Origin of the sequence: Aureimonas ureilytica (assembly GCF_001475935.1) — a bacterium.
Lineage (GTDB): Bacteria > Pseudomonadota > Alphaproteobacteria > Rhizobiales > Rhizobiaceae > Aureimonas > Aureimonas ureilytica_A.
The window spans coordinates 1-558 of the sequence record NZ_LDQA01000150.1 but is presented as its reverse complement, the minus strand read 5'-3'; the positions used below and the strand labels follow the sequence as shown (position 1 = coordinate 558).

Annotated in this window: 1 tRNA gene; it reads right to left on the bottom strand. The window is 67.9% G+C overall.

Annotated elements, in window-relative coordinates:
* Window positions 1-2: 2 nt before the first annotated feature.
* Window positions 3-89, bottom strand: a tRNA-Ser gene (locus NS365_RS23155).
* Window positions 90-558 lie beyond the last annotated feature (469 nt).

Genomic DNA, 558 nt, shown 5'->3' with positions numbered 1-558 from the left:
GGCGGAGGGAGCGGGATTCGAACCCGCGATACGGTTTCCCGTATACACACTTTCCAGGCGTGCGCCTTCAACCACTCGGCCACCCCTCCAGACCGGATCGAAGCCTGCCGCCTGCGGGCGGGGCCGGCGTTTGGGGCGCCGCGATCGATCCGATGGCGCGCAGTATCATCGGGGCGGGACGCTCGCAAGGGCTTTTGTGAAAAGCCTGCGACGGTGCCGGCTTCGCGCAAGCTTCGGAGAGCGGGACGGAAGGGGCGGGGTTCTGCTTCGCGCCATTGCGCGACGAGGGGGTGCGTCCCATATCTTGGAGAAACGAGGCAAAGCTTGGCGGTTGTCGCCCTCGGGTCGGTTCCGTCGAACGGCAAGAGGCGGAGCGCGGGCTGCGAGGGGAGGTCGGGTCCATGCGGTTTCTGGCTTGGTGCCTGCGAACGCTCGGTGTGCTGGTTCTGGCGGCCGGCGCGGTTCTGGCCGTGGGGGATGTCGCGCGCTCGCTGGCCTCCAGCAATGTGCGCCTTCTCTCGATCTCCGAGACCGTGGCGCTGACGGGCCTGAATGGGG